The sequence below is a fragment of the Microcystis sp. M049S2 genome (genome assembly GCF_020245625.1).
GTDB lineage: Bacteria > Cyanobacteriota > Cyanobacteriia > Cyanobacteriales > Microcystaceae > Microcystis > Microcystis ichthyoblabe_A.
This window is the reverse complement of the sequence record NZ_JADBUN010000223.1, coordinates 11,802-32,714: the sequence shown is the minus strand read 5'-3', so window position 1 is coordinate 32,714 and position 20,913 is coordinate 11,802. Positions and strand designations below refer to the sequence as shown.

At 43.6% G+C, this 20,913-nt stretch carries 21 protein-coding genes and 2 pseudogenes; 14 read left to right on the top strand and 9 right to left on the bottom strand.

The window, feature by feature from the left end; genetic code table 11:
* Positions 1–113, bottom strand: a pseudogene (locus tag IM496_RS18400) (IS607 family transposase); the annotation flags it as partial.
* A 247-nt stretch (positions 114–360) separates the two neighbouring features.
* Between IM496_RS18400 and gltS the strand changes: the two are divergent.
* The 3 genes and pseudogenes from gltS (at position 361) to IM496_RS18385 (ending at position 3,280) form a co-directional block, all read left to right on the top strand.
* Entirely contained in the window at positions 361–1,569 is a 1,209-nt protein-coding gene (gene gltS, locus IM496_RS18395) for a sodium/glutamate symporter (RefSeq protein WP_194018015.1), read from the top strand.
* 97 nt (positions 1,570–1,666) lie between these two features.
* Positions 1,667–1,858, top strand: a pseudogene (locus tag IM496_RS18390) (hypothetical protein); the annotation flags it as partial.
* A gap of 150 nt (positions 1,859–2,008) precedes the next feature.
* Positions 2,009–3,280: an esterase-like activity of phytase family protein gene (locus tag IM496_RS18385; protein WP_194018017.1), complete on the top strand. Its 1,272-nt coding sequence runs from the start codon at positions 2,009–2,011 to the stop codon at positions 3,278–3,280.
* 362 nt (positions 3,281–3,642) lie between these two features.
* Here IM496_RS18385 and IM496_RS18380 read toward each other — a convergent pair whose 3' ends face one another.
* The 3 genes from IM496_RS18380 to IM496_RS18370 form a co-directional block, all read right to left on the bottom strand.
* Complete coding sequence (locus IM496_RS18380) at positions 3,643–4,605, bottom strand: protochlorophyllide reductase (protein ID WP_104396037.1); 963 nt, start codon at positions 4,603–4,605, stop codon at positions 3,643–3,645.
* Between the two features lie 239 nt (positions 4,606–4,844).
* The gene (locus IM496_RS18375; protein WP_104396038.1) at positions 4,845–5,846 is read right to left on the bottom strand and encodes a CsgG/HfaB family protein; all 1,002 of its coding nucleotides are present in this window, start codon (positions 5,844–5,846) and stop codon (positions 4,845–4,847) included.
* A 72-nt stretch (positions 5,847–5,918) separates the two neighbouring features.
* Positions 5,919–6,902: a succinate dehydrogenase/fumarate reductase iron-sulfur subunit gene (locus IM496_RS18370; RefSeq protein WP_194018320.1), complete on the bottom strand. Its 984-nt coding sequence runs from the start codon at positions 6,900–6,902 to the stop codon at positions 5,919–5,921.
* Between the two features lie 532 nt (positions 6,903–7,434).
* Between IM496_RS18370 and IM496_RS18365 the strand changes: the two genes are divergently transcribed.
* Together IM496_RS18365 and IM496_RS18360 are read left to right on the top strand one after the other, a co-directional pair.
* A complete protein-coding gene (locus IM496_RS18365) occupies positions 7,435–7,821 on the top strand; it encodes an AbrB family transcriptional regulator (protein ID WP_002765913.1) in 387 nt (128 codons plus the stop codon).
* A gap of 466 nt (positions 7,822–8,287) precedes the next feature.
* On the top strand, positions 8,288–9,082 hold the full coding sequence (locus IM496_RS18360) for a CPBP family intramembrane glutamic endopeptidase (protein ID WP_287662853.1): 795 nt from the start codon (positions 8,288–8,290) through the stop codon (positions 9,080–9,082).
* Here IM496_RS18360 and IM496_RS18355 read toward each other — a convergent pair.
* Positions 9,065–9,862, bottom strand: coding sequence for a Tab2/Atab2 family RNA-binding protein (locus tag IM496_RS18355; RefSeq protein WP_194017759.1), 798 nt, complete (start codon positions 9,860–9,862; stop codon positions 9,065–9,067). The genes IM496_RS18360 and IM496_RS18355 overlap by 18 nt on opposite strands.
* A gap of 467 nt (positions 9,863–10,329) precedes the next feature.
* Here IM496_RS18355 and rimM point away from each other — a divergent pair, with 467 nt between their 5' ends.
* The 6 genes from rimM (at position 10,330) to IM496_RS18325 (ending at position 13,994) form a co-directional block, all read left to right on the top strand.
* Entirely contained in the window at positions 10,330–10,908 is a 579-nt protein-coding gene (gene rimM, locus IM496_RS18350; protein ID WP_287662852.1) for a ribosome maturation factor RimM, read from the top strand.
* A 210-nt stretch (positions 10,909–11,118) separates the two neighbouring features.
* Entirely contained in the window at positions 11,119–11,898 is a 780-nt protein-coding gene (locus tag IM496_RS18345; RefSeq protein WP_287662850.1) for an ABC transporter permease, read from the top strand.
* A gap of 52 nt (positions 11,899–11,950) precedes the next feature.
* Positions 11,951–12,415, top strand: coding sequence for a hypothetical protein (locus IM496_RS18340; RefSeq protein ID WP_287662849.1), 465 nt, complete (start codon positions 11,951–11,953; stop codon positions 12,413–12,415).
* Between the two features lie 289 nt (positions 12,416–12,704).
* The gene (locus IM496_RS18335; RefSeq protein WP_002775464.1) at positions 12,705–12,947 is read left to right on the top strand and encodes a hypothetical protein; all 243 of its coding nucleotides are present in this window, start codon (positions 12,705–12,707) and stop codon (positions 12,945–12,947) included.
* Entirely contained in the window at positions 12,944–13,411 is a 468-nt protein-coding gene (locus IM496_RS18330; protein WP_287662848.1) for a type II toxin-antitoxin system VapC family toxin, read from the top strand. The genes IM496_RS18335 and IM496_RS18330 overlap by 4 nt, the downstream gene beginning before the upstream one ends.
* 88 nt (positions 13,412–13,499) lie before the next feature.
* Positions 13,500–13,994, top strand: coding sequence for a hypothetical protein (locus IM496_RS18325; RefSeq protein WP_108936497.1), 495 nt, complete (start codon positions 13,500–13,502; stop codon positions 13,992–13,994).
* Between the two features lie 173 nt (positions 13,995–14,167).
* Here the strand turns inward: IM496_RS18325 and cimA are convergent, their stop codons facing one another.
* Positions 14,168–15,808: a citramalate synthase gene (gene cimA, locus IM496_RS18320; RefSeq protein WP_104396045.1), complete on the bottom strand. Its 1,641-nt coding sequence runs from the start codon at positions 15,806–15,808 to the stop codon at positions 14,168–14,170.
* Between the two features lie 62 nt (positions 15,809–15,870).
* Between cimA and IM496_RS18315 the strand changes: the two genes are divergently transcribed.
* A complete protein-coding gene (locus tag IM496_RS18315; protein WP_287662846.1) occupies positions 15,871–16,209 on the top strand; it encodes a 2Fe-2S iron-sulfur cluster-binding protein in 339 nt (112 codons plus the stop codon).
* Positions 16,210–16,352: 143 nt separating this feature from the next.
* The gene (locus IM496_RS18310; protein WP_287662844.1) at positions 16,353–16,898 is read left to right on the top strand and encodes a hypothetical protein; all 546 of its coding nucleotides are present in this window, start codon (positions 16,353–16,355) and stop codon (positions 16,896–16,898) included.
* On the opposite strand, the gene sds is transcribed toward IM496_RS18310, so the two are convergent.
* The gene (sds, locus tag IM496_RS18305; RefSeq protein ID WP_159254018.1) at positions 16,895–17,866 is read right to left on the bottom strand and encodes a solanesyl diphosphate synthase; all 972 of its coding nucleotides are present in this window, start codon (positions 17,864–17,866) and stop codon (positions 16,895–16,897) included. The genes IM496_RS18310 and sds overlap by 4 nt on opposite strands.
* Positions 17,867–18,291: 425 nt before the next feature.
* Between sds and IM496_RS18300 the strand changes: the two genes are divergently transcribed.
* Entirely contained in the window at positions 18,292–18,987 is a 696-nt protein-coding gene (locus tag IM496_RS18300; protein ID WP_110577909.1) for an HAD family hydrolase, read from the top strand.
* Here IM496_RS18300 and IM496_RS18295 read toward each other — a convergent pair.
* On the bottom strand, positions 18,984–19,604 hold the full coding sequence (locus IM496_RS18295) for a CPP1-like family protein (RefSeq protein WP_194013929.1): 621 nt from the start codon (positions 19,602–19,604) through the stop codon (positions 18,984–18,986). The genes IM496_RS18300 and IM496_RS18295 overlap by 4 nt on opposite strands.
* Positions 19,605–19,690: 86 nt before the next feature.
* Positions 19,691–20,752: a CIA30 family protein gene (locus IM496_RS18290; protein WP_194013931.1), complete on the bottom strand. Its 1,062-nt coding sequence runs from the start codon at positions 20,750–20,752 to the stop codon at positions 19,691–19,693.
* Positions 20,753–20,913 lie beyond the last annotated feature (161 nt).

Here is a 20,913-nt window from a genome sequence, read left to right as displayed (position 1 = left end):
ATAATAATTGTTCCTGTAGGAAGACGTTCTCCTTGTAACTGCCCTCGATTCCACATTCTCCAAGCAGTGTCATAACTGATCCCTTTTTTCTTAGCATAATCTGATAGTTTCATGTGAACTGCAATGTAAACTTGTACTAACCATATTAGCAGTTGTTTGCAGTCATTTGCATATATTTTTTACAAAACTTTACAATACTAAATCCGTTGAGTATAGGCTACTTATGAGGAGAGGCACTCATGCAAGAGGCACTCATGCAAAACGGAGAATAAATAATCAGTTTTTAATAAGCGGATTTATTGTTAATGAAAATTAGGACTAAACTTAAGTAGAGCATCTTGGAGAACTAAGATTAAGAAAATGGAAATTTACCAATTTAGCCAACGCCAGACAATTATTATGGCTATTCTAGTCCTCTATCTCGGTAAGTATTTAACCAAAAATATCAAATTTCTGCAAGACTATAACATTCCTGATGCCGTTGCTGGTGGTGTCTTAGCTTCCTTATTTTTCGGTCTATTTTTTGCTGTTTTTAAATGGCAAATCGAATTTACCCTTAATGTTCGGGATGCCCTGTTAATCGTTTTTTTTACTACTATCGGGCTGTCCTCAAAACTAAAAACCCTGCTGCAAGGGGGTAAACCCTTGCTAATTTTATTAATAACCGCCGTGGTTTATCTCATTCTACAAAATTTAGCCGGTCTAGGAGTGGCAAAAGTAATGGGATTAGATTTACCCATCGGTTTGATTGCTGGTTCCGTTTCTTTGAGTGGGGGTCACGGGACTGCCATTGCTTGGGCTCCTATTTTTCGTGATAATTATGGCATCGTCAAAGCATCAGAAATCGGTGTAGCTAGTGCTACTTTTGGGCTAGTTTTAGGGGGAATTATTGGCGGACCAGTGGCTCGATGGTTAATTACGAGAAATCGACTGCGAGCCAATAATCAAGATCAAGATTTAACGGTGGGAATTAAACAAAGCCAGAGGAATGTCAATATCGATTACAATACAATGCTCCATTCAATCTTGGTAATTGGTTTAACTATCGGTTTAGGTAATCAGATTAACTACTGGGTAACTACGCTTGGTTTAAAATTACCAGATTTTGTCACCTGTTTATTGGCAGGAATTATCCTGACTAATACCGTACCTTTGCTATTGAAACGCTTTCCTTGGCCCGCTAATACGTCCTCTTTAGCCTTAATTTCTGATGTTAGTCTCGGTTTATTCCTATCTATGTCCTTGATGAGTTTACAATTATGGACATTGATCGATTTGGCCGGACCGATTGCTATCCTGTTATTAGTGCAGTTCTCACTCAGTATTATTTATACTGTTTTACTGGTCTTTCCCTTAATGGGAAAAAACTATCATGCTTCAGTAGTTTGCGCCGGTTATTTGGGTTTAACTCTAGGGGCAACTCCCACAGCTATCGCCAATATGACAGCAGTAACGGAAAATTTTGGGGCTTCTCCCCAAGCATTTATTATTGTTCCTTTGGTGGGGGCATTTTTTATTGATTTGTTCAATGCTTTTATCATCCAGCAATTTTTGAATTTTCTGACTTAAAAATTTTTATCGATCAAGTAATTATGGCTCTTCGGTTCGTGTTATGCAATGGACGGGGGTTATAAGGGATGGAACCCCTATATAGAAAGGCATTTAGCGATTTTTGTCAATTGTTTTTGCTCTAGAGCGAACTAATCAATTAAGTCTCTTGCCAGATAAGGATTTAGTCGATTTATGCCCCCCTATCGAATCATACCAAGTAACGAAGAACCCAAAACACTTACATTATGGCTCTTATGGATGTATTCACTCATTTTTCTATTATACCCTGCGAGCGGCGGGGAATTAGACCCGAAGAGATTAAAGCATATCTAAATATTTTTGGGTTAAAAGTTAAACTTCAGGCTTTCATTTAGCGCAAATGTACTAAATAACTAATTTTTTTGGGAAAATTAGTTAACACACGATTGTAACATATAATTAATTTGCAAGAGTTCTAATGTTTTTTTGGATAGAAATCATGAAATCCCCCTCTCGTTTTTTCATCGGGATCGCTGGAACCATAACGGTCGGTTTCCTCGCTACCTCGTCGGTTCAAGCTTCGCCTTTAAATTTACAATTTCTCGGTCAATCGATTATTCCCACGGGGTTTATTCCCTCAGGCCCAGCGGGAACCGTGAACGGTGTCTCCGTTCCGGTCGGGGGATTATCGGGCATTACCTACGATCCGGCGGCTAATAACTTTTACATCATCTCGGACGATCGCTCTCAGAACGGCCCGGCGCGTTTCTACACCGCAACGATCAATCCGACGCTATTTAATGTTAATGGGATGAATAACGGCGTTACCTTTACTGGTGTTACCCCACTTTTACAGACTAACGGGCAAACTTTCCCCGCGCTGAGTCTCGATCCAGAAGGGATCGCGCTCGTGGGTTCTAATCTGTATATTTCCTCCGAAGGGGAGGTCTCTAACAATCAGATTCTCGATCCCTTTGTCAATCGATTCGCGCTGGCCAACGGTCAACAGAACGATACTTTACCGATTCCGAACCAGTTTATCCCCGCGCCGAACTCGATTCCCACCACAAGCGGGGTTCGCAATAATCTGGCTCTAGAAAGTCTGACCACCACCCCAGATCAGCGATTCCTGTTCACGGCCTCCGAGAACGCGCTTGTGCAGGATGGGCCGGCCGCGACGCCAACGAACGGTTCTCCCTCACGGATATTGCAGTACGATCTCGCTAATGGACAGCCGATCGCTCAATTCCTCTACAATACCGATCCAATCGCCCTTCCCCCGATTATTTCAAGCCCAGTCGATGTCAACGGACTCGTCGATTTACTGGCACTTGATAATAGTGGCCAACGCTTTCTCTCCCTAGAACGTTCTTTCTCCATAACGACGGGAACACCGGGGAATACGGGCTATACTGTGAAAATCTACGAGGTTTCCCTGGAGGGGGCCACCGATATCAGTGCCTTTTCCAGTATTAATGGGGTTTCGGGTATCGTGGCCGCCCAGAAAACCCTATTATTCGATCTGACCTCGTTAAATATCCCCATCGATAACGTGGAGGGGATTACCTTCGGCCCCGATTTACCAAACGGCAAGCGATCAATAATTCTCGTCAGCGACAATAACTTTACCCAGCTCCAATTTACTCAATTTCTCGCCTTTGGCGTGGAAACTGTACCCGAACCCTCAACCCTCGCAGGATTGCTGGTGATCGGTTGCGGTGTCATTCTAGTCAAAAAACGGGAAAGCTAAACAAAATCTGGCAACAGCATAGAGATCAGGCTATCTTTACGGTTGCCGAGCGTTTCGTCAATTGGACAATGGCTCTTCTAGGTTCTGTGTGATAAGTTTAACTTACATAGGATCGATCAATCTTTGTGTTCTTTGTGTCCTTGTGGTTCGTCTAGCCCCTCGCTAGGAGGAATGTATCTTAGAACACATTTTACCCACCAAATCCAAGAGAGCCTAATACCAAATCGGTTTTTGATAATATCATTAACTGCCAATCAAACTTTAAAAACCCAGTTATGGACTGTTTCTCCCTGTCCCAGCGCTCCCCGTTTCCACAAGGACACAAGTTAACTTGTGTCCCTTTTCAGTCTCAAAATCAGAAATTAGGCTAATCCGACTAATTTAGCGCTGTATTCCCACATTTTTGCGCCTCTTTCATCGTCGCGAGCTTGAGGAGAAACCCTTTGTACAAAGGATTTACCCTCTTTTTTCTGACGGTTGCCCCAACTCCAGTAAGCACCGGATTGACGGTATTCGGGGTCAGCCACCACCATGGCCACTCTTTCCCCGGCTAATTCTTGGGAAACATAGCCACCGGTGATATTTTTCTGGAACCAGGGGAAAAACTGCTGGAAAAAGGGGTAATGATTGCGGAAAAGGGGTGTATCGGCCACACAACCCGGATAGAGGGAAGTAAAAGTGATTCCGGTGGATTCGTGATAGCGTTTGTGCAGTTCCCGCATGGTGAGAACATTACAAACCTTACTATCTTTATAGGCCTTGACCGATTCAAATTTTTTACCGTCGGCCATAGTAATCGGCTCTTTGAAACCCTTGGCAAACCCGTCTAAATCGCCCAAATCGGGACGAGGAGGAATTTTGCCGCCTAATTCATCGGGATTATGGGTGACAGTGCCGAGAATGACTAAACGCCGGTCGGGAGAGGGGGAATTTTTTAGATCTTCCAAGAGCAAATTCGAGAGCAGGAAATGACCTAAATGATTGGTGGCCATGCTCAATTCATAACCTTCGGGACTTCTTAAGGGTTCTTTGAGCAAAGGCAGATAGATAGCGGCATTACAGACTAAAGCGGTTAGAGATCTGCCCAAGGCCCGGAAATTTTTAACGAAGCGCCGGACGCTATCGAGGGAACCGAGGTCGATAAATTCAATACAGTAGTTATCCCGGGGAATGTTTAATTCCTTGGCCGCCTGTTCCATTTTCGGGATATCCCGACAGGCCATAACCACAAACCAACCTCTTTGAGCAAGGGATTTAGCGGCGTAGAGACCGACTCCAGAAGTTGTCCCAGTAATGATCACCGTGGGTTTTTGATCTTGTACCATTGTTTGATAGTTTTCGTTAATCGCTCTGGTCTAGGGAATATCCAAGGGATTCCGATTATAAATTTTATCGGTTGTCTTACCTGACCCCAGGGTTCCCTTTACATAACTTCAAATTTTCGTGAGTGTTCACTTATCAGTGATCAGTGATCAGTTATCAGTTATCAGTTATCAGATTTGAGTTTTAAGTTTACCGATCTCCCCGCTCCCCACACCCCACACCCCGCTCCCCACTTCCCCAATTAACGAATGGGTTTAGCTAAATCACCGATTTTGAAACCATTACCGGTAATGATGCGACCGACGCTAGATTGACCATCAGCTTCGACAATTTCGAGAGTGCCAATCGGTTGAGTAATCTGACGGATAACCTTACCCGTTTGCGGATCCTTGACTGTTTGGGTCGTCCTTTCGATGGAAATGCGTAAACCAACACGATAACCCTCTCCCGTACCTTTATTGAGAATTACTTGATTTCCCGCCACGGCAGCCACTAAAGCGGTGACAGTCGGGAGCGAGCGGGGTGTAGCGGCGATTTGGTCGGCTTTATTGTTGAGATTATCCACCACCTGCGCTACTGCCTTATCGGTGGCAATACTGAGTAATTTCCCTTCGTTGGAGGTTTGGGAACCACCCCCAACCCCTAAAACCACGGTTGAACCATCGGATTGATTGGCACTACCATCTCCCTGAGCGGTGGTAATAATTTCGGCCGTGGTGGTATTAATTGCCCGGACATTCAACTTGACAAAAGCATCGGTTTCTGTCTTGGCGGTGCTAAAAATAATAAACGAGCCACCAGATTGTTTTTTTTGTAAATCGAATTGGGTAATCGAACCGATAATCACCACATCTACCCCCAAAATTTGCCCGATTTGAGCGGCAGTAGCGGCATCTACCCGTCCCGAAGCCCCAAAATTTTGTTCTCTGAGGACAGCATCAATGCGACTGCGCTCAATGACTGTATAGCGACCACTTTCCACCAATCTATTGACGAGAATATCACTGACACCACTGGCTCCACCATTGAGAAATGTTAACCACTGGGGATTACTGAGACCGCTATAATCGAAGTCTAAAACCGCTACGCGCACCTTTTCGCTTTTTTGGGCTAAGAGTAATGGTAAATTGTTAGAGGTAGCTTGGGAGAAAGCCGGTGCGTTGAAGCTAAAACCCAAACTAGAAGCGACTCCCACAAGGGTAATCAGGGCAGAAAAACCACGGATACTATCTCGATCGAACATGATAAGGGGTTCTCCAGTCAAATAGAATATAGATCATAATCATCTCAGAATTACTCTAACTATCGAGAGTGATCAAGAGCGAGAATTTTGAATGGCAGTAATTAAACCTCTTACTTCCTCAGTTCCCTCGGAAGCTTCAAAGGAAGTGGGAAATTTACCCTTAGCAATCATCCGCAATCCCAAGGGGGCAATACTTAATAAACCCTGTAAATCGCGCCAATAATTGCCCAGCACATAGAGGCCGAATTTGCGTTCATCAACCCATCCCCCTGCTTTGACTAATTCCACTAAAACTTTCCGGTGACGAATGGGACGACTACTATCGTCCGACTTGCGAGCGAGTATTTCCTGTTTAATTTTACCGATTTGATCCATGGGAGCCACTTCCATGGGACAAACCGCATTACAGAAATAGCAACGCGTACACCCCCAAACCCCGGCGGTGCCTTGATTATAAAGTTCTAGGCGACCTTCTTGATTACCATCGCGGGAATCTGCTAGGGTGCGCTGCGCTTTTGCTAAAGCGTGGGGACCGACAAAATCAGGATTCACTTGCTTGGCATTACATTCCGAATAACAGGCCCCGCACATAATGCAGTTACCCATCTGATTGAGATTGGCTCTTTCTTCCGGAGTTTGCAGAAATTCTCGTTCGGGAATGGTGCGTGCTTGACTACTAATATAAGGTTCAACCTTTTCTAAATCGTCCCAAAACGGTTGCATATTGACGATTAAATCCCGGATAATTGGTAAATTACCCAGAGGGGCGATCGTGATTTCGGGAATTTCTCCGGCATCTTTTTGGCTACAATGGTTTAATTCACTGGCGATATTTTTTTGACAAGCCAAGGCCGAACGACCGTTAATTTTCATCGCACAGCTGCCACAAATTGTATTGCGGCAATTTTTGCGAAAGGCCAAAGTTCCATCAAGTTCCCATTTGATGCGATTAAGGCAGTCGAGAATTGTATTTCCCGCCTCCACCTCTAGGGTAAAATTTTCTAGGTAAGGGGTGTCGTTGGGTCGTTGACGCAGAATTTTAAAATAAACTTCCATACTCGGCACGGGGGTGAGGGACTCCTAATACTCAGGATAATCGATGTTAACGGGCCAAAGGGGAGCTAGTAATGGTAATTAATCCTTAAGATTTTCCCCGGTCGGTTGAGCCAAGGGGTGGGTATCTAGACCTAATCATAGATGGGGAAGTCGATCGAAAACAGTTTAATCCCCCCGGATTTACTGCTCTGGGTCATTAGTTTTTTGCCAACTCCAACCACAAGTATAGTTTCTCAATTCCTTGCTAGGTATAGCTTAAACGGTTTTATGTCCTCACTTTCTCCCCCCTGTTTTCCTCGCACCCGACCAAAAATTGCCAGAGTCTTGTCCAAAAATTTCCTCTCCCCCACAAGGTTTACACTTACTACCTAGTCCGGGGTCTTCTTAGCACGATTGTCATCACCGAACCATCAGTTTTAAAAAATTTATTATTCCCCTCTAGACATTTTTGGCAAGATTTTTGGTATGATCAATTTGTCAGTGTAAACTTAATTGACAGTCAGTCAAAAATCAAGGGACATTAAAAAGTACCATGAGTGATATCTCTCCTACTCCCCTAACCGGGAAAGCTCTACTACAAAAAGTCAAAGAGTTATCCCACTTACCCCGTCGCGAAACGGCAAAACGTTGTGGTTACTACTCTCAAAGTAAAGATGGCCAAGTTCGGGTCAATTTAACCGACTTTTACGATGCTGTTTTAGGTGCAAAAGGGGTTCCGCTCGATCCCGAAGGCACTAAAGATGGCCGCGGCCGCGAACCCACTTTCCGGGTTAGTGTCCATAAAAATGGTCAAATCGTCATCGGTTCCACCTATACCGAACAAATGAACTTGCAGCCCGGCGATGAGTTTGAAATCAAACTTGGCTACAAGCACATCCACCTCAAACAAACGGAATCAGAAGAATCGGTAGAAGCTTAAATAGGTTACGGAGTAGGGATAAGGAAAAAAAATCGGCAGTCAAAAGGGCTAGTTTTGACAAGACCGACCAAAAAGACAATATAGATTCTTACCCCTAATTCTAACCCCTGACCGCCTCTTTTATCAACTTGAGGGGTTTTCCTTAAGCACTTTTTCTTCTTTTTCGCAACCCCCTAGGGATGGATTTTTGTTGGAGCTAGGCTTTCCCAGAGCAAAGTTCCACAGTTATCGTATGCCTAGGGGGTTTGTTTTATGGGTGTTAGGAGACAGGAGACTCCGAGTTAGTATTCAGGAGATTATTTTTGTTTATTCTTCCCACACCCTACACCCCACACCCCACACCCCACACCCTACACCCCACACCCCACACCCCACACCCTACACCCTACACCCCACACCCTACACCCCACACCCCACACCCCACACCCTACACCCCACACCCCACACCCCACACCCCTAATTGACAATGGAGATTGCCGCCTTAATAAAAATTATTATTTTCCTGTTGGCCTGGTTAATTCTCTGGCTGCCCATTGCTATTAGTTTAGGGAGTCGTTTGGGATGGCAACCGCTGCAAGGGACAAAACCTGACCAAAAATTGCCCCTAGTGGCCTCTCTTTACGCCTTGGCTCCCTTAGTTATCTGGGGATTATTAAAGATAGAGGGGAGCAGCCTCCATAATTACGGATTAATTTGGTCATTTTCCCTATTTATCTCCCTAGCTAAAGGATTAATCCTGGCAGTGGTGGGATTAGGGATAATTTTTTTCCTAGAGGGGATTTTGACCTGGGTACATTGGCAGCCAAAAAATCTAACTCGTGCTTTTTCCTTGAGTTTACCCCTGTTGATAGTGGCCCTCTGGGTGGGTATTACCGAGGAATTAATCTTTCGGGGCATCTTTTTGAGCCAATTAAGCCAAGAATACGGTTTTTGGGTGGCTGGAGCCATTTCTAGCCTAATTTTTGCCCTGCTGCATCTGCTTTGGGAACGTCAGCAAACACTGCCGCAACTACCCGGTTTATTTCTGATGGGGATGGTTCTGGTCTGGGCGCGGGCGATCGATCATGGTAGTTTAGGATTAGCTTGGGGACTTCATAGCGGTTGGGTGTGGGGATTAGCGTTGCTAGACAGTGCCGAATTGATGTCTTACAGCGATTCTGGGTTAGCTTGGATTAAAGGTATCTATAACCAACCTTTAGCGGGTTTAGCCGGCATTCTTTGCCTCTTGGGGACAGCTTGGGGGTTAAACCTGCTTCAGTAGCCAAAAGCCGGTAAAAGTGCGACCAGAATCATCCGGTTGTATGAGGAGAAAGTGCAAACCTTGGCTTTGCTCTTTAGTTGCCTGATAAACATTGGCTGCCAGGGCCACTTCTTCATCCTCGTAGGTCAGAAAAATCCAACGCTCATTTAGACCCGATTCCAAGACTAAACCGCCCGATCGCCCCGTTTCTGTGGGAATATGATCGATAAATACCGGGTTAATTTCCTCTAACCAACGAGCGATCGCCAGAGATTTTTTACCACCGGTAATAACCACACCGGGGATCATTAAAGTGGAGGCTAAACCTAATTTTAAAGGAGAAAAGGCCTCTGGTAGGGAAAGAATCGGTATTCGGCGATCGCCAAAAAAGTTAACTAAATCAACGGCGGGAAAACGAGCAAAACGCCACTCTTGACCTAAAAATTGCTCCGGTAGGGGTTGCGGTGGAGGAGAGTCGATATTGATGGGGATTTGTCGCAATTCTAGCTGTTTTTTCAGGGCTTTAACGTGACGGGTTAACTCAATTTTGATCTGTAAATTTTGACCAGCGAGGAGAAATAAATTGGCGCATTGGGGGCGAAAAACTTGGATAATTTCCGGAGGGGAGACTTGACAAGCTTGCTGTAACTGTTGGGTTAACCAGTCGCTATTAGCTTGGGATTGGGGACAGGAATTTTCATAGATAAGATGACCGAGAGAATCTAAAATTAACAATTGCCAGACTGTCTCAAGAGGAGAAGAAGATGAAGATTTATAAAAATCCGCTTGCCAAATAGTCATAATTGAGTAAAAAGCCACCAGTAAAAAGTCAAAAAATGGTCAGGAGTAGAGGTCAACTAAAAATTTTACCTTACCAAGACTTTAAGAATAAACCTCTTGCATAATTAATTTTTGCAGTTTTAAAAACGGCAAAAATAAGGATTAAATCGCCTAAAATTTGTAAATAAACCATTTAATTGATTATTATTTATACTAAATCCGTTGAGTAACGCACAGAAAACGGGTTTCTCCGAGAAACCCGTTTTCTGCTCATGCACTCATGCAAAAAAGGGAATAAATAATCAGTCTTTAATAACCAGATTTAGTATTATTCTTAATTCTCCTGACTACTGAAGACCGGCTACTGACGACCGGCTACTGACTCCTAACCCTAACAACAATTTTTGATTTTTACAAGAGGTCTAATCTAGGAGCGAGACAAAAAAGGCTATATACTAGGGAAAGCTATAGCAAAAAATGTCAAGACAATGGAAGAAAATTGGCTAGAAATTGGGACAATAGTAGCACCCCAGGGACTGGAGGGAGAATTGCGAGTTTTATCGGTATCAGATTTTCCCGAACGTTTTCAGAAGCAAGGGATAAGGGGAATACAAGGACCCCAGGGGGGAGAAATCCGAGAAATTACTCTGCTCAGGGGACGTGGGCTACCGGGCAAAAATGTTTATGTTATCAAGTTAGAGGGGGTTGAAAATCGGGAACAAGCCGAAGCTTTGCGCGGATATAAATTATGGGCGAATAAACTAGAAAAACCTCGCCTAAAAGCGGATGAATATCATGTTAGTGAGCTAGTAAACTTGGAGGTTTATCATCACCTGACAGGAGAAAAAATCGGGGTTGTAGTAGATATTTTGTGGGCGGGTAATGACATTTTAGCAGTGCAACTAGAAGCAAATCTCGCCTCCGTCAAGAAAAAAAGTCCATCCTCCGACTCAGGGGCCCGGGCCCTGGTCCCCTTCGTCAAAGAAATTGTTCCGCTGGTGGATCTGAAAGCGGCACGCATCGAGATCTCGCCACCACCGGGGTTATTAGAGATCAATTTATCCTAGGCTGATTCTTGATGGTGGATTTCGACAAAGATAAGGTAACACTGGAACAGTAAGGATTAGCTGCTGTTTTGGCTAACTTTAAGAATACCTAGTCATCGTTACCGACTGCTAACCAACCGCGACAATTTTTGATTTTGAGAGGAGGTCCACTTTTGCCACGGAAATGGGTAATCTCAAAAGGAAAGACAGATATTATTTTGATGAAAGGCTATGGGTATCAGCATCCTGAGAATCTGGGCGATCGCAGCTAATGGTTTTCGCGAGGTTATTCGCGATCGCATTCTTTACTTTATCGGGTTTTTTGCCTTGTTGATGGCCTTCGCTTGGCGTTTATTACCGGAAATTGCGGTGGGAACCCATGAGAAAATCTTTCTTGACTTGGGATTAGCCGCTATCGGGTTATTAGGGGTAATTGTCGCGGTTTTTGTGGGTACAGAGCTAATTAATAAGGAAATTGACAAGAGAACTATTTTAGTTTTGATTCCCAAACCCCTGAGTCGGGCCGAATTTATCCTCGGTAAACACTTGGGTTTGTCCGGGGTTTTAGCGGTGATGTTGGGGGTAATGTTGGTGATTTACCTGCTGATGTTGCTGGGGATGAAAGTATCTTTTCAAGCTTTACCCCTGATTGTTTCGGTTTTCTATCTCGGTTTGGAATTAATTCTCATCGCGGCCGTGGCGATCGCTTTTGGGGTATTTACCAGTTCGATTTTAGCCACGTTAATGACTTTTGGGGTCTATCTAATGGGTCACATCAGCAAAGACCTGATCCAATTGGGTATAATCAGCAAAAATCCCAATATTCTCGCTATCACTAAAAATATTTATCTAATTCTCCCAGATTTGGAGAGATTGAATTTTAGAAACGAGGCCGTTTATGGTTTGCTCCCTAGTGCTGATGTCTTAATCGGTAATGCCCTCTACAGTCTCGTTTATACTGGTCTATTATTGGGTATCTCCATCCTCATCTTTTCACGACGACAATTTTAAATGGCCTTGCCGAATGTCATCGCCATCGATTAGTTTATAGACATGATTAGCCATGAAATTAAAGGCACAACTGCATATTTTAAGTCGAGAAGCGGTCAATTACGGACTGGCAACCGTGGTCATGGAAGAAGCGGTTAATCCCGTCCTTGCAGCTTTTGCTAGACAGTTAAAACATTTACAATACTATGTAGTTCAGAATAGCCAAGGTGATTGGTTACTAACCACTTTAGCCCATCGGCAGCAGCCGCAACAGGAAAAAAGGGTGATCTATGCCTTTGCTACGGAAAAAATAGCCCTATCTGCTCAAAATACTGCTAATTCACCCCTATCAACGCTCCTGATTCCCGTAACCCATCTTTTATTCCAATTATTTGCCGTAGAAAAAGTAGATAGTATTATTTTTCTGGAAAATGCACACACCGCTCAAACAGGAAAAGAAATCTCCCGGATCCAATTAAAGGCTAATATTGAAAAACAACTACAAAAACTGGGGACAATTCCTGCCAATCTTGCTTAATTAGTTATCCTTAATCAAGGCGAATTAGATGTCATACTAAATCTGTTGAGTATAGGCTACATATCAGGAGAGGCAATAGGCACTCTTGCAATAGGCAAAAGGAGAAATAGATAATCAGTCTGTAATAACGAGATTTAGTATTACCACCAGAGACTTTTTAAGCTGGCAACTTGAGTCTAGCCTAATCAGGGAGATTATTTAGAGCCGATCGTATAAACAAGCACCTGAGCCAAACGGCTAGGAGCATATCGGTTACTATAGAAAGTGTCTATTTTCTCAAAACCGACCTATGCTGCGAGAAGATCTTAAGAAAGAATTAGATAAACTAAACGATGATCAACTGAAAAAGATTGCTGATTTCATAGCCGACCTTGAGTTTCAGTCTGGACAAGTCCCATCGTCTGTTCCGCTTTGGCAAAGAGCAACACCATCCCAGAGAGCTAGGGAATTGCGTGAATGGGTGTTACAACTTCCCAAAGATAGTCCGAGTCTAGGAGATGAAGCCTTTAGTCGCGATAGTATTTACGAATGATGACGAGATATTTACTTGACACTAATATTGTTATGCGATTGTGCAATTGTTCCGACCTACAGCATAAGCTGGCAACCAATGCAGTTTCTCGTCTGCTCATGCAATCAGATGAATGTTTCCTTGCGACACAAGTAATAATTAAGTTTTGGGTTGTTGCCACCAGACCAACTGAAGTCAATGGTTTGGGTTGGTCTGTAGAACAAACCAGAAGCATGATAGATCAACTTCTCGCTCGTTTTCCAGTCTTGGCAGAATCTCGGCAGATTTTTACAAATTGGCTGAACTTAGTCACAACTAACATAGTGATGGGTAAACGCACTCATGATGTTCGTCTCGTTGCGGCTATGCTTGCCAATGAAATTACACATCTGTTGACCTTTAATCCCAGTGATTTTGCGGGTATATCAAGTATTACCATAACTCATCCACAAGATTTGAACCCGTTTGATACTAATGAGCCATAGTGTTGGCGAGCGCCGCATAACTCAATCGTTATCAATAGGGAAAAGTTAATTATCTGCAATGGCCTTTTTTACTCTTACTCAGATTACCATGACCGAGCCAACCCGATTAAACTATCACGATACCTATTCTTGTCCCGTCTGTCGCCATGGTAAAATTGCCGCTTTACCACTAATGGAAGCCTATGCTTGTAACTTTTGTCAACACATTTTTACTGCTAATTTAGAAAGACAGCTTTTAAAAATGGCCGATAGTCAATTACCCTTAACTTGGTATTGGAATGGTAAGTATTGGCAGGGTTTACCGAGAGAAGGAATGGAGATGGCAGGTTTTTACTTAATTATCGGTTTAGGATTTGTGATTTTTCCCACAGCAATTGTGGCTACGGGAGCCTATCTTTTTCCTCCGGTCGAGGGGAGTCCTTTGTCATGGGTGCCTCTATTTTGGTCGATTTTAACCTTTATTTGCCATGCTATTTGTTTACTCTGGTTAATTATCGAATATTATCAGTTTCCCGTTAATATGTATCTGCGGGCCTTGGCTCGTCGTTGGCAAAATTCTTTTGTTACCCGATTATTATCCTAGTAAACATTCAATCCCATAAAGGGGAGCAGGAAGTGGGGTGTGGGGTGTGGGGTGTGGGGTGTGGGGAAGTGGGGTGTGAGGTGTGGGGGGATGGGAAGAATAAATAAAAATAATCTCCTGAATACTGACTCCTGATAACTGATAACTGATTACTGATTACTGATAACTGTTCCCTAAATTATTCCCAAAGGACAAAATTGACCCGATAATTCTAGTTTATTGTTTTGCAGCAGATATAAACCATATTCAATTCCTTCTACTACTGCTTGATAGGAAGCTTCCAAAATATTACTAGACACTCCCACGGTAGTCCATCTTTGTTGACCGTTACTGGACTCGATTAAAACCCTAGTTTTCGCTGCCGTCCCCGAACCACTATCGAGGATTCTCACTTTATAATCGGTCAGGTGAAAGTTAGCAATTTCGGGATAGAATTTGACTAAAGCCTTTCTCAAAGCCCGATCTAAAGCAGCCACGGGCCCGTTACCCTCGGCCACTTCTAATAAATCTTCCTCTTTTACCCGTACTTTAATTGTTGCAATCGCATTACCACTATCCCGGAGCATATCACAATACACTTGGAATCCTTTTAATTCAAAAAGGTGGCTTCTTTGTCCCAAAGCTTCCCGCATTAATAACTCAAAACTAGCTTCGGCTGCTTCAAATTGATAACCCTCACTTTCCAAGATTTTTAAACGTTCCAATATTTGCCGACAGGTGGGATCATCTTTATTTAAATCGATGCCAAAACTACGCGCTTTCGCTAAGACATTACTTAATCCCGATTGGTCAGAAATGACGATGCGGCGCTGATTCCCGATCGCTTCCGGGTTAATATGTTCGTAGGTGAGGGGATTTTTCGCCACCGCAGAAACGTGAATTCCGCCTTTATGGGCAAAAGCAGAACGTCCGACGAAGGGAGCATGATCATCTGGGGCTAAATTGACCATTTCGCTGATTTTTCGGCTAGTTCCCGCCAATCGGCCTAATTGATTTTCTTCTAGGCAAGAAAAGCCCATTTTTAACTGAAGATTGGGAATTAAAGTACATAAATTGGCATTGCCGCAGCGTTCCCCATAACCGTTAATTGTGCCTTGAATCATGCGTGCGCCCTCGTTAACTGCCGCTAAGGAGTTAGCCACGGCGGTTCCTGCGTCATTATGAGCATGGATGCCTAATTGAGGCGCATTTTCATCATCGGGATCGATACCCAATTGCTGCCGCACTTTCTCCACGATAGGGGCGATTTCTTGGGGTAAAGTGCCGCCGTTGGTATCACAGAAAACTAACCATTCGGCCCCGGCATCCCTGGCGGTTTTGAGGGTTAAAAGGGCGTATTCGGGGTTATTTTTGTAACCATCAAACCAATGTTCGGCATCATAAATGACTCGTTTTCCCTGACAGCGTAGATACTCGATCGTATCTCCTATCATGGCTAAATTCTCCTCCAGACTGGTTTTTAAGCCCTCTGTGACGTGCAGATCCCAAGATTTGCCGAAAATTGTCACCCAACGGGTTCTAGCGGCGAGAATGGCGGTTAACATCCGATCTTCCCGGGCCTCGATATGGGGGCGACGAGTGGAACAAAAAGCGACTAATTCTGCTTGTTTTAGGGGTTCTTCGTGCAGTTTCCAGAAAAATTGACCGTCTCTAGGGTTTGCCCCTGGCCAACCGCCCTCGATAAAAGGAATACCCATCCGATCTAATTCCCTGGCGATTTTAATTTTATCTTCGAGGGAGAGGGAAATACCTTCTCGCTGGGCCCCATCCCGGAGAGTAGTGTCATAGACCCAAATGCGCTTACCATTGTTCATATAAATAGTCAATAGGTGTTAATATTAATTAATAACTGTAGCCACTTAAAATCACGCCCCTAATGCCTAGAATAACAGTTTACGGTCAAACAATCACCTGCGATCGAGGTGAAAATCTCCGTCGTATATTATTAAAACATGACATTTCTTTGTATAACGGCGGTTCCAAGTTCATCAATTGTCGCGGCATCGGCAGCTGTGGAACCTGTGCGGTGGCAATTGTGGGCGAAGTTTCTGCTATCAATTGGCAGGAAAAAGCGCGTCTTTCTTTACCTCCCCATAACCCCGATAATAACCGTCGTCTTGCTTGTCAAGTCAAAGTTTTTGGTGATATCGAAGTTACTAAATACGATGGTTTTTGGGGACAAGGAGACTCAGTGATCAGTGATCAGTTATTTTAGCTATCGGTCGTTAGGAGACAGGAGACTATTTTTATTTATTCTCCCATCTCCCCACCTCCAAATTCATAATTCATAATTCATAATTTATAATTCTCACTCCCCCACTTCCCACTTCTCCATACTAACAAGATAAAGGTTATCAAATGAACGAGACAACAACTTTTCGGATATCACCAATAATTCGGGTAACTTTATTAAGTTTATACATAGCGTTAACCATCCCTTTACCCTTTTTAGCAAAGGTCACTAATTCCCCCGTTAATCCCAATTTTCTCTGGTTAGGAATCAGCTTAGGATTAATCGCTTTATACGGAGCTTTAAGTGAAAGAGTGATTTTATCAGAGACAGGGATACAAGTTACCTATCCCCAATGGTTTCCCGCTTTTCTTCGCTCTGGTTGGTGGTTAAATTGGACAGATATAAAAGAACTTAAATGTCGCAGTACAGGACAGGGTGGTTTAGTTTATTATTTCCTTGATCGCTCCTCGGAAAAAGCCTATTTATTGCCGATGCGAGTGGTGGGATTTAATCGCATGGTCAAAATAATCGAGGAAAAAACTAACTTGGATATGACTGATATTCGCCCCCTTTCTCAGCCTTGGATGTATGGAATTCTTTTTATTCTCACCCTATTTTTATTATTAGTCGATGCTTGGACTATTGCGACGGCGAGAACTATTATTCTCTAATAAATTCGGCTCAAAACGTAATCTACTAGCTCGATTAACACCTCTTTTGAGGGAGAAGAAGCTAAACAGTCAAGGTGTTTTAAGGCACTTTGTCCGTATTGATTGGCTAATTCTTTTGAGCGAGGAATACCTTGGCTAGAGTGAATAAAGTCAAGAGCTTTTTCGATGTCTCCTTCCTGACTAAATTCCCGTTCGATCAACACTTCTATATAGGGATTTTCCTCCATGGCAAAGAGAGCGGGAGCGGTGATATTACCACTGATCAAATCGGAGCCAGAGGGTTTTCCTAATACTTCCGTAGGGGAGGTAAAATCGAGAATATCATCGACGATTTGAAAAGCTAATCCTAAATCACGACCATAATTATATAAATGATGATTAACTTCAGCCGATTGCTCGCTTAATACCCCAGCTGCTTTTGCACTGTTGGCAATTAAAGAAGCAGTTTTGTAGTAACTTTTTTCTAGATAAGCTTCCAGGGAGATACTGGTATCAAAGCGATTAATTCCCTGTTGAATTTCCCCTTCAGCAAAATCGCGAATCACTTCCGAGAGCAATTTTACCACTTCTAAATTATCTAAATTAGCTAGATACCAAGAGGATTGAGCGAAAAGAAAATCCCCCGCTAAAACCGCCACGCGATTGTCAAATAAACTGTTAACGGTGGGAACACTGCGCCGCAATTCCGCCTCATCTACCACATCATCATGGACGAGACTGGCAGTGTGGATCATCTCCGTGATTTCCGCTAATCGACGATGACGGGGAGTGATATCCCGGTCTAACATGGTAGCGCGAGATACCAGCAACACGATCGCCGGTCGAACGCGTTTACCACCGGCCTCGAACAAATGTTCTGCTGCCGCCGCTAAAATGGGATGACGAGCGCCGACGAGGTTTTTTAAGTTATCGGTCAAAAGACGGAGATCATCGTCAACGGGTGCGAATAAAGAAGTTGTTGGGATCATTGGTTAGCCAATTGGCGAGATAGTTACGAAAGTTTACATATCCTTACATTTATTTTAATCTAACCGTCCAGACTAGGGAAGGGGAAGCATCAGTGATCAGTGATCAGTAATCAGTGATCAGTAATCAGTAATCAGTAAACAGTGAGGGGTTGGGGTTTTAGGGTTTTAGGGTTTTAGGGGTTGGGGTTTTAGGGTTTTAGGGTTTTAGTTGAAATTTCCCCACTTCCCCACTTCCCCATTTCCCCACTTCCCCACTTCCCCACTTCCCCACCTCCCCACTTCCCCCCACACCCTACACCCCACACCCTACACCCCACACCCCACTTCCCACTTCCCTAATTTTTTTCCCGACAAAACTCTTGTCATTGTCAAGACTCTAGGGTAACTTGTATATAAAAATTAATAAAGCGAGAAGTATTAGAACGATGTTGAGACTAATTAGCGACTTTGACGGCCCGATAATGGACGTATCGGAGCGATATTACCAAGTTTATCAATACTGTTTACAGAAAACCGCCTATAAAGGTCAAATTATCGGGGAATTATCGAAAGCGGAATTCTGGCAGTTAAAACGGGATCAGGTTTCTGAGAAGCGTATCGGGGAAATGTCAGGATTAGATGAAGATCAAGCGCGTAAATTTGCCCATCTTCGTCGTCAAACTGTTCACACTTCACCCTATCTTGTCCACGATCGCCCAGTGGTTGGTTCTTTGGAAACTCTCCAGAAAATCCAAGAGTTAAAGATCGATTTAGTCGTGATGACGATGCGACGGGTATCCGAGCTAGATCATGCCTTTAATCGCTACGATATCGGTCGTTTTTTCGCCGCTAATCGTCGTTATTGTCTAAATAACAATTACACCAAAACTAACGACGTGCGCGACAAAACCCTGCTTATGGCTAAGGCCGCTAAAGAACTGCCAGCGGCTGCCGATACTTGGATGGTGGGGGATACGGAAGCGGATATTGCCGCCGCTAAGAGCCAAAATATCAAGGTTATTGGCGTATTATCGGGGATTCGCAGCCGTTCCCGTTTAGAGAGCTACGAGCCTGATTATATCGTCAATAACCTTGGGGAAGCAGTGGACGTGATCTTAGGATCCCTGCGAGCGTTCGGTTAACGGAAAAAACTACTAATCACCCAAAAGATCAGAAAAGTGACGAGCGCATAAATTTGGCGATCACCGAAAATATTCAAATCAGCCTTGGCCGCTAAACTGGCTAATCCCGCTCCCAGAGCGACTCCTAGCACTAAACCAGCGAGAGTGAATAGTAAGGCGCGGCCAAAACGTTTTTCTTTGCGGTTGAAAAAATAGATATTAACGAAAACACCAAAAGCTAGGAGCAGCGGTAAAAGGGAGCCACTGGGATCGGGAACTAACAGCGTGATTGCTCCTAAACAAGCGTAAATCACTGCTGGCACAGCGATATCTCTTGCAGAAGGTGTATCGATTAGGCTTTTCCACCAGTTAGGAGATTTGCCGCTAGTAACTGGTTTACTTTCCACCGGAATCGTCAGACGTTCGGGAAAACGAATGCGATCGGGTACTTTAATCCTACCTTCCTGTCGCATCCGCAGTCGATCCATGAGGACAGAATCGTAGGCCGCCTCGATCGATTCGACAATTTTGCTATCATTCTGATACTGTTGCACCAGTCTTTGTTTGGCCTCTTGAATTTCTTCAAAAGAGGATTCTTCAGTAACCCCAAGTTGTTCGTAGGGATTCTGTTCACTCATGAACATACCTCCTTAATTATGCTCCCGATAGTCATGATCTTAACCCTATGTTCAGTAGTGTAACTTGAGATCCAAGCTTATTTAAATTAATTAAGTTTAGCGAAAATCTGGGCAGAATCGATCACTTCGTAGGGATAACCACTGGCATCTAAAAGGCTTTTTTCGGCGATTTCTCCTTCTTTAACGATAATTAAGCGGTTTTTGCCACCGTAGGCTTTAATTGTGACAATTTCTAAAGCAAATAACCCGGGGGAGAAACGGGGATTTAAGGCCCCATCGTACTCGAATTTACTCTGCATTAACTGCAAAGCATAGACGCTACTGCTATCAAAGGGTGCTGCCTCCCGCAGGGTTTTGGCCCGCAGCACTGGGATTAAATCGCGAAAGGGAATAGAAATCTTTTGCAGGGTGCGATCAAGTGTATCAAAAGAATAACAGTAACCGATGCCGTCCCAACGTCCTTCACAACGCAGAATTAATTTATAGCGTTTTCCGTCCCCTTGTACCTGTAATTCTATTCCCTCGTAGTTAGATAAATTTAGGGGAGGATTCAGGTTTCTGGTGCGAACTGAGGCAAAACCACCGTTATTTTCGGTTCTAACGATACCGGAAAAGAGAGCGCGTCCTCCGGTTAGGGTTATCTGACTCTCGCTCACTCCTCCCATTACCACATCATCCACCGCACCCCAGATTTCTTTGATGTCACTGCTGGGATTGCTAAAGTCGAAGAGGATTTTTTCGGCGATTATACTGGGATTTTTCAGTAAATCGAGTAAATTGGCTAAACTATGGCGGTTATTCTCCCCTTGACAGTAGATAATCTCATCAATCCCCGTGAATAATTGCGGGGTTTGCAGAGCGAATAAATCGACATTTTCGCCGAATAATTGACGAGCATCATCAATATTATCGACTAAAGCGCGAATTTGATAGTTTTGCTGCTGTAGTTGAGCGATTACCTTTCTACCGATCGCATTTTCACCACCAATGACTAAAATAGTCTTCATTGCTTGCTCATTTGTTAGCTGAATTTTTTTATCTTCCCCGAAACCGAGCAGCTTTTGCAGACAACTCCAGAGGGGAATACTATCAAAATAGTCCAGAGTTTGCCAAAATCTCTGAAAATCCCAGCTTTTTGACTCAGCCATAAATTTTATCTCCTTACTGCCATTAATTTTTATTTTATCGAGTTAGTTTGGCTGTTTGAGATCAAAAGCTCTCCTGTAAAAATCAAAAATCTTCCGTTAGGTGAGGAAACTCCGAGACGGGAACAGAAAAAAGACAAGAGACAACTATCCTACCCATAAAA